Source organism: Saccharopolyspora sp. 6M (assembly GCF_020176775.1).
Taxonomy (GTDB): Bacteria; Actinomycetota; Actinomycetes; order Mycobacteriales; family Pseudonocardiaceae; genus Saccharopolyspora_C; species Saccharopolyspora_C gregorii.
The window spans coordinates 1-7688 of record NZ_JAIUJZ010000006.1 but is presented as its reverse complement, the minus strand read 5'-3'; the positions used below and the strand labels follow the sequence as shown (position 1 = coordinate 7688).

4 protein-coding genes and 1 pseudogene are annotated in these 7688 nt (G+C 73.4%); 3 read left to right on the top strand and 2 right to left on the bottom strand.

Translation table 11 applies throughout. The annotated features are described in order from the left end of the window. The 3 genes and pseudogenes from LCD31_RS00710 to LCD31_RS00700 form a co-directional block, all read left to right on the top strand. Positions 1-1219 (top strand): annotated as a pseudogene (locus LCD31_RS00710) (HRDC domain-containing protein); the annotation flags it as partial. A gap of 622 nt (positions 1220-1841) precedes the next feature. Then, complete coding sequence (locus tag LCD31_RS00705) at positions 1842-3089, top strand: thiolase family protein (protein ID WP_224955422.1); 1248 nt, start codon at positions 1842-1844, stop codon at positions 3087-3089. After that, the gene (locus LCD31_RS00700; RefSeq protein ID WP_224955421.1) at positions 3086-5191 is read left to right on the top strand and encodes a 3-hydroxyacyl-CoA dehydrogenase NAD-binding domain-containing protein; all 2106 of its coding nucleotides are present in this window, start codon (positions 3086-3088) and stop codon (positions 5189-5191) included. The genes LCD31_RS00705 and LCD31_RS00700 overlap by 4 nt, the downstream gene beginning before the upstream one ends. Before the next feature lie 494 nt (positions 5192-5685). Here the strand turns inward: LCD31_RS00700 and LCD31_RS00695 are convergent, their stop codons facing one another. Further along, positions 5686-6846: a cell wall metabolism sensor histidine kinase WalK gene (locus LCD31_RS00695; protein ID WP_224955423.1), complete on the bottom strand. Its 1161-nt coding sequence runs from the start codon at positions 6844-6846 to the stop codon at positions 5686-5688. 2 nt (positions 6847-6848) lie between these two features. Further along, the gene (locus tag LCD31_RS00690) at positions 6849-7535 is read right to left on the bottom strand and encodes a response regulator transcription factor (RefSeq protein WP_224955420.1); all 687 of its coding nucleotides are present in this window, start codon (positions 7533-7535) and stop codon (positions 6849-6851) included. Positions 7536-7688 lie beyond the last annotated feature (153 nt).

Below are 7688 nucleotides of genomic sequence, written 5' to 3'. Positions count from 1 at the left end.
CCCCCCGCCCCGGGCCGCGGCCCCCCCCCCCGCCCCCGCGCCCCCCCCCCGCGGGGTGTCCCACCCACACCACCCGTGCCCCCCCCCGGGGCCGCCCGCGCCCGCGGGGAGCGGTCCGGTCGCGGTGGACACCGAACGCGCGTCCGGATACCGGTACTCCCAACGTGCCTACCTGGTGCAACTGCGCCGGGAAGGCGCGGGGACGGTGCTGGTCGATCCGGTCGCGCTGAACGGTGCCCTGGAACCCCTGAAAGCGGCGCTGGCCGACACCGAATGGGTGTTGCACGCCGCGTCCCAAGACCTGCCCTGCCTGTCCGAGCTGAACCTGCACCCGCAACGGCTGTTCGACACCGAACTCGCCGGGCGGCTGGCCGGGTTCGACCGGGTCTCGCTGGGCACCCTCGTCGAGCGCATGCTCGGCTACCGGTTGGAGAAGGGCCACAGCGCCGCCGACTGGTCGCGCCGGCCGTTGCCCGCCGATTGGCTGGTGTACGCCGCGCTGGACGTGGAACTGCTGATCGACCTGCGCGCCGCGATGCACGACGAGCTGACCCGGCAGGGCAAGCTCGAATGGGCGTGGGAGGAGTTCGAGGCGGTGCGCACCGCCGAGCCGCCCCGCCCGCGCGCCGAACCGTGGCGCCGCACCTCCGGGATCCACCGGATCCGCAACGCCCGCCAGCTCGCCGCCGTCCGCTCGCTGTGGACGGTGCGCGACCGCATCGCCGCGGAGCGGGACATCGCACCGGGCCGGATCCTGCCGGACTCCGCCGTGGTGCAGGCCGCGCAGAGCGGCCCCGGAACCGAAGCCGAGCTGACCGCGCTGCCGGTGTTCGGCGGCAGGCAGCAGCGCCGCCGCGCCTCGACGTGGCTGGGCGCGCTGCGCGCGGCCCGCGAACTCCCCCAGGACGAGCTGCCGGTGGTCTCGCCGCCGCAGGACGGACCGCCGTCGCCGAACCGGTGGGCGGACCGCGACCCGGCGGCCGCCGCGCGGCTGTCCGCGGCCAAGTCGGCCATGTCGGCCATCGCCGAGGAGCACGGGCTGCCGGTGGAGAACCTGCTGCTCCCGGACCTGCTGCGGCGGCTGTGCTGGACGCCGCCGGAGGACCTCGGGGTCGAGTCGGTCGCGAACCGGCTGCGCGAACGAGGCGCCCGGGAGTGGCAGATCGGGCTGACCGCGACGCCGTTGAGCACCGCGCTGCAGGCGGAACCGGGCAAGTAGTCCTGGCGCGTTCGGGCCGCCGCCGCTCCCGGTGCGCGGGGGCGGCGGCCCGATCGGCCGCGGGATCGGCGGCGCAGCACGCCGATGAGCCGTCGGACGCCGGTGCCGTGGAAGCCCGCGTTCCTCCTCCCCGGACGAGCTCCGGTCGCGGGACTCCACGGCCCGATCCGTCGACGGCGAAGACGTGCGGCGAACGGACGCGGTCCGAGCCGCCGAGCTGGGCACGAGGCGTCGAGGTGGGCACGAGCCGTCGAGGTGGGCGGCGGACGGTCCGAGCCGCCGAGGTGGGCGGCGAAACGCGTGCGCGCTCTGCCGCGGGTCGCTGCCGGGACCGCCGCGAACCGGTGCGGCCGATCTCCGCCGCCTCGTCGTCACCGAGCGCGCGGCAGCGGGGTGCGTAGGCTGGCCGCGCGATCTCCCGGCGGCCGAACCCGCAGGTGGGGCTGTGAGCGAACAGACATGGGCGCACCGCCCCGCACCCGGTGGTTACCGGTGGGTAATAAGCGCTAGAGTGGCTGTTACCGACCAGTAGCGGCGGGGCCGGCGCCCACTCCCGGACGAACGCCGCCGGGGCCGGTCCGGAACCCGCACAACGCAGGACCCACACAGTGAGGAGCACGCCGTGGTCGCACCCGCGTCGGCACCAGCCGACCCGCGCAGCGCACGTGCCGTACGGGACGTGGTCTTCGTCGACGGCGTCCGCACGCCGTTCGGCAAGGCAGGCAAGAAGGGGATCTACGCCGAGACCCGCGCCGACGACCTGGTCGTCAAGGTCATCCGCGAACTGCTGCGGCGCCACCCCGAGCTGCCGCCGGAGCGCATCGACGAGGTCGCCATCGCCGCCACCACCCAGATCGGCGACCAAGGGCTGACCATCGGCCGCAGCGCCTCGCTGCTGGCGGGCCTGCCGCAGTCCGTGCCCGGCTTCGCCATCGACCGCATGTGCGCCGGCGCGATGACCGCGGTGACCAGCATCGCGGGCGGCATCGGCTTCGGCGCCTACGACATCGCCATCGCAGGCGGCGTCGAGCACATGGGCAACCACCCGATGGGCGAGGGCGTCGACCCGAACCCGCGCTACGTCGCCGACAGCGTCGTCGACCCCTCCGCGCTGATCATGGGCTCCACCGCGGAGAACGTGCACGACCGCTACCCGAGCCTCACCAAGGAGCGCACCGACGCCTACGCGGCGCTGAGCCAGCAGCGCTACGAGGCCGCGCAGCTCGCCGGCAAGATCGCCGCCGACCTGGTGCCGGTCTCCACCCGCTCCGCCGAGCAGGGCTGGGGCCTCGCCACCGCCGACGAGCCGCCGCGCCCCGGCACCACGACCGAGGCGCTGGCCGGGCTCAAGACCCCGTTCCGCCCGCACGGCCGGGTCACCCCGGGCAACGCCGCCGGGCTCAACGACGGCGCCACCGGCTGCGTGCTCGCCGACGCCGAGACCGCCCGCGAGCTGGGCCTGCCCGTCGGCATGAAGCTCGTCGGCTACGCCTTCGCGGGCGTCGAGCCGGAGGTCATGGGCGTCGGCCCGATCCCGGCGACGGAGAAGGCCCTCAAGCGCGCCGGGCTCGACATCTCCGACATCGGGTTGTTCGAGATCAACGAGGCCTTCGCGGTGCAGGTGCTGGCCTTCCTGGAGCACTTCGGCATCGCCGACGACGACCAGCGGGTCAACCCGTGGGGCGGCGCCATCGCCTGCGGCCACCCGCTCGCCTCCTCCGGGGTGCGGCTGATGACGCAGCTGTCCCGGCACTTCGCCGAGCACCCCGAGGTGCGCTACGGCCTGACCACCATGTGCATCGGCTTCGGCATGGGCGGCACGGTCATCTGGGAGAACCCGAACTTCGACACCGCAGGGGGCGCGAAGTGAGCACGCAGACCGACTTCGCAGCGCTGTTCCCGGACGAGGTCGTCACCCAGGCGCACACCAGGCTGCTGAACGTGCCCGGGCTCGGCGGCGAGCTCGCGCTGATCACCATCGACAACGGCCACGACCACACCCGGCCGTCCACGTTCGGCCCCGGCGGGCTCACCGCGCTGAACGCTGCGCTGGACGAGGCGTTCGCCGCCGGGCCCGCCGCGATCGCGGTCACCGGCAAGCCGTTCGTGTTCGCCGTCGGCGCCGACCTCTCCGGCGTCACCCAGATCGCCGAGCGGCAGCACGCCCACCAGGTCGCGCAGACCGGGCACGACGTGTTCCGCAGGCTCACCGAGTCGACCATCCCGACCTTCGCGTTCGTCAACGGCGCGGCGCTGGGCGGCGGCCTGGAGCTGGCGCTGTCCTGCCACTACCGGACCGTCTCGGAGAGCGTGAACGCGATCGCGTTCCCCGAGTGCTTCCTCGGCCTGTTTCCCGGCTGGGGCGGCACCCAGCTGCTGCCGAACCTGATCGGCGCGGACGCCGCGGTCAGCGTGATCATCGAGAACGCGCTGAACCAGAACAAGATGCTCAACGCGAAGAAGGCCACCGGACTGGGCATCTTCGACGCGCAGCTGGAGAGCGCCGACTTCCTGGAGGAGTCGATCCGCTGGGCGGTGCGCGTGGTCGGCGGCGAGCAGACCGTGCAGCGCGCCGAGATCGACCGCGGCCAGGCCTGGGACGACGCGATCGCACGCGCGAAGGGCATCGTCACCGCCCGCACCCAGGGCGCCTCGCCCGCGGTCACCAAGGCCGTCGAGCTGCTCGAACTGGCCCGCGGCAACGACCTCGACGCCGGGTACGCGGCCGAGACCGAGGCGCTCGCCGACGCGCTCATGTCCGACGAGCTGCGCGCCGGCCTGTACTCCTTCGACCTCACTCAGAAGCGCGTCAAGCGGCCTGCCGGTGCGCCGGACAAGTCGCTGGCCCGCGAGGTCAAGAAGGTCGGCGTCGTCGGCGCCGGGCTGATGGCCGGTCAGCTGGCGCTGCTGTTCGTGCGCCGCCTCAAGGTGCCGGTGGTCATCACCGACGTCGACCAGGAACGCATCGACCGCGGCGTCGGCTACATCCACGGCGAGATCGACAAGCTGCTCGGCAAGGGCAGGCTCTCCCCCGACGGCGCGAACCGGCTCAAGGCGCTGGTCACCGGGTCGCTGGACAAGGCCGCGTTCGCCGACGCCGACTTCGTCATCGAAGCCGTCTTCGAAGAGATGACGGTCAAGCAGGAGGTGTTCGCCGAGCTGGAGCAGCACGTCTCCCCCGAGGCGATCCTGGCCACCAACACCTCCTCGCTGTCGATCACCGAGATGGCGTCGAAGCTGACCAACCCCGAGCGGGTCGTGGGCTTCCACTTCTTCAACCCGGTCGCGGTGCTGCCGCTGCTGGAGATCGTGCGCGGCGAGAAGACCGACGACGCCTCGCTGGCCACCGCGTTCTCGGTCAGCAAGCAGCTCAAGAAGTCCAGCGTGCTGGTCAAGGACGCCCCGGCGTTCGTGGTGAACCGGCTGCTGACCCGCTTCATGGGCGAGATCATCGCCGCCGTCGACGAAGGCACCCCCTTCGACGTCGCCGACCGCGCGCTGACCCCGCTGGGCCTGCCGATGAGCCCGCTGGTGCTGCTGCAGCTCGTCGGCCCGGCCGTCGCCCAGCACGTCAACGAGACGATGCACGCGGCGTACCCGGACCGGTTCGGCATCAGCGAGAACCTGCAGCGGTTCGTCAAGGCCGGCAAGACGGCCGTGTGGCAGCAGGACGAGCAGGGCGGCCAGGTCGTCGACCCCGAGGTCGTCGCGCTGTGGGAGCAGGGCTCGAACCCGTCGACCTCCGAGCAGGTGCGGGACCGGGCGCTGGAGGCGCTGGCCCAGGAGATCCGGCTGATGCTGGACGAGGGCGTCGTCGCCGAGGCGCAGGACATCGACCTGTGCATGCTGCTCGGCGCGGGCTGGCCGTTCTGGCTGGGCGGCATCACCGCCTACCTGGACCGTTCCGGCATCGCCGAGCAGGTCAACGGCACGCGGTTCCTGCCGAAGGGCGTGGCCTCGGTGCCCGCCTGATCAGGTTCTCGTGACGGGGCCGGGACGACCTGTCGTCCCGGCCCCTGTTCCGTGGGAGCCGGCCGTTCGGTCACCACAACGGCGCAGGTGGCGCACCAGGCGTTCCGCGCGCGGGATGCACTTCCCGACCACCACTCTGGTTGAGCACGATGAGCCTTCCCGGGTACGCCCGTTGCGCGATCTCCACGTCACGGTGGTCGAAATCGCCGGCACCTGGCCGCTGTCAGCGTCCGGGACTTGCTTGAACGGCATCGAGCGAACGCAACGACATGTCTTGGTATGCGGCCGCGGTGGCCCGAACCACGTCGTCGATGTCGTACGTCGATATCCGGCACAGGACGGCGGGGACCGAGCCGAGCAGCTCCGGTTCGGAACGCCGTAACCTCGCCACAGCCCGCGCTGTCTTCGGCGCTCAGTTGACTGCTTTCGTCACCTACGACCAACGACTGTCGGCGTCCGCGAGCGCGGAAGGCCTGCCGGTTAGCTACTACGGGTCATACATCGACCGGCAGTTCCACACACACGTCGAGGCCGCCGTTCGGGACGGACCGGGCCGTCACACGACCGCCGTGGGCGGTGACGGCGGCGCGGACGATGGACAGGCCCAGGCCCGCGCCGGTGCGGGCCGTGCGCTGCATGCCCGCTCGACGGAACGGGGCGAAGAGGGCGTCCACCTGATCGGGGTCGATCAGCGGGCCCGAAGACGACACCCGCAGCAGCGCCGAACGCCCGGCGATCGTCGTCACGACCTCGACCCAGCCACCGTCGACGTTGTGGCGCACGGCGTTCTCCAGCAGGTTCTCCGCGATCCGTTCCAGCAACGCCGGATCGCCCAGCACGAACACCGGCTCGCCGTGGCAGGTGATCCGCACCGACCGCGCCTGCGCCTCGGCCTCGACGCCGCGCCGGGCTCGGACCGCGACCTCGTGGAGGTCCACCCGCTCCCGCTCGGCCAGCTCCGCGCCGTCGGTGCGGGCCAGCAGCAACAACGCCTCCACCAGCCGTTCCGCCCTGGCCGCGGCCTCGCGCAGCACCTCCGCCATCCGGCGCAGCTCCTCGGCGTCGGCGTCCGGGTCGCTCAACGTCACGTCCAGCTCGGTGCGGATCACCGCCAGCGGGGTGCGCAGCTCGTGGCTGGCGTTGGCGACGAAGCGGCGCTGCGAGTCGAACGCGGCCTGCAACCGGTCGAGCATCGCGTCGAAGGTGTCGGCCAGCTCCGCTACCTCGTCGCGCGGACCGCCCAGCGCGATCCGCTCGTCCAGCGACTCCGCGGACAGCCGCCGCGCCGAATCCGTCACCTCCTGCAGCGGGCGCAGCACCCGGCCGGTCACCGTCCACGCCAGCACCGCCGCCGCCAGCACCACCGCCACGAACGCGACGCCGCCGGCGGTGAGCACCTGGTGGCGGGCGGAGGCGCGCAGCGCGGCCCCGAGCTGCTCGGCGGGCACCAGCGCCTCGCCGACCCGGACCAGGCCACCGGGTGGAAGGCGCGGCACGCCCGCGACGACGTTGCCCACCAGCAGCCAGCCCAGCCACAGCAGCAGGGCGCTCACCGCGGCCACCAGTCCGGTGGCGAGCAGCGTCAACCGCGCGCGCAGCCCGGGACCGCGCCGGATCAGCGGGCGCAGGCCGGGTGGCACCGCCGGACGGCCCACGCTCACGCCCCGGTGTGCTCGGCGCGGCCCGCCGACGGCACCCGGTAGCCGGAGCCGACGACGGTGTCGATGACCGCGGGCTCGCCGAGCTTCTTGCGCAAGGTCATCATCGTGACCCGCACGGTCGTGGTGAACGGGTCGGCGTGCTCGTCCCACACCCGCTCCAGCAGCTCCTCCGAGCTGACCACCGCCCCACCGGCCGCCAGCAGCACCTCCAGCACGCCGAACTCCTTGCGGGTCAGCTCCACCTCCGAGCCGTCGCGCCGCACCACCCGCCGCGCCGGGTCCAGCTCCAAGCCGCGCGCGGTCAGCAGCGGCGGCACCGCCGGAGTCGCGCGCCTGCCCAGCGCCCGCACCCGCGCGATCAGCTCCGGGAACGCGAACGGCTTCGCCAGGTAGTCGTCGGCGCCGAGCGACAGGCCGTCCACCCGGTCCTGCACGGTGCCGCTGGCGGTCAGCATCAGCACCCGGGTGAGCTCGCCGGAGGACACGACCTCGCGGCACAGCTCGTCCCCGGACATCACCGGCAGGTCCCGGTCCAGCACGATCACGTCGTACCGGGTGATCGACGCCTTCTCCTGGCCGCTCTCGCCGTCGTAGGCGACGTCCACAGCCATGCCTTCCCTGCGCAGCCCGCGGGCGACGGCGTCGGCCAGCGGCTGCTCGTCTTCCACGACAAGGATTCGCACCGGTTCACCGTGCCACAACCGGCGCGGGCGGGGATCACCAGCGGGCGCACGGCGGGGCCCCCGCCCCCCCCCCGGGGGGGGCGGCCCGGGGGGGGGGGGGGGGCCCCCCCCCGGGGCCCCCCCCCCCCCCCCGGCGCCCCGCGGGGAGGGCGG